Source organism: Streptomyces sp. S6, from assembly GCF_054880855.1.
In genome coordinates this window covers 1-543 of record NZ_JBTYMC010000749.1, presented here as the reverse complement: position 1 = coordinate 543, position 543 = coordinate 1, and the positions used below count along the sequence as shown (strand labels likewise).

General features: G+C 60.6%; 1 protein-coding gene. It reads left to right on the top strand.

Going from position 1 to position 543, the window contains the following annotated elements:
* Positions 1-230: 230 nt before the first annotated feature.
* On the top strand, positions 231-543 hold a 313-nt coding region (locus ACVNF4_RS36845), incomplete at its 3' end, for a helix-turn-helix domain-containing protein (protein WP_461807148.1).

Here is a 543-nt window from a genome sequence, read left to right as displayed (position 1 = left end):
GCCGTGTACCGCTTACTCATGTTGCTCTTGCTACTCACTACCTGTGACTGCTTCCTCCGGGACCATCCGTCCCAGTATCAAGCTGCCCGGCCAGCAGGGGGAACCTCACACCAGTCAACGCCCGAGGTCAGCAGGCGACTTGCACACATCTTGCACAGTTGCCCAGCGCACTTCGCGAGGCTTTGGGACCCTGGAGGGGAGAACGTCACCAAGCGGGGAAGTCGTCAGACATGGACGCTGCGCAGGTACCTGGGCCTGGTTCGAACGTGGCCAAGCGCCGTAAGGAACACCGCCTCAGTCAGGTGGCTCTTGCCCGAAAGTCGGGGGTGTCGGTGTCCTTGCTGAGCAAGATTGAAGTTGGGGACCGAGCGCTCACCCAAGGTGTGGGCGCCGCCATCGCGCGAGCGATGAACCTCACCCTTGACGAACTCATGGGAAGCGCGCCGGAGGAAAACCTCAACGAGCTCAACTTCGTCATTCGCAGGTTCGATATTCCTGGCCTGCCTCCCGAGCATCCGGAAACTCTTCAGCAAGAGATTGACG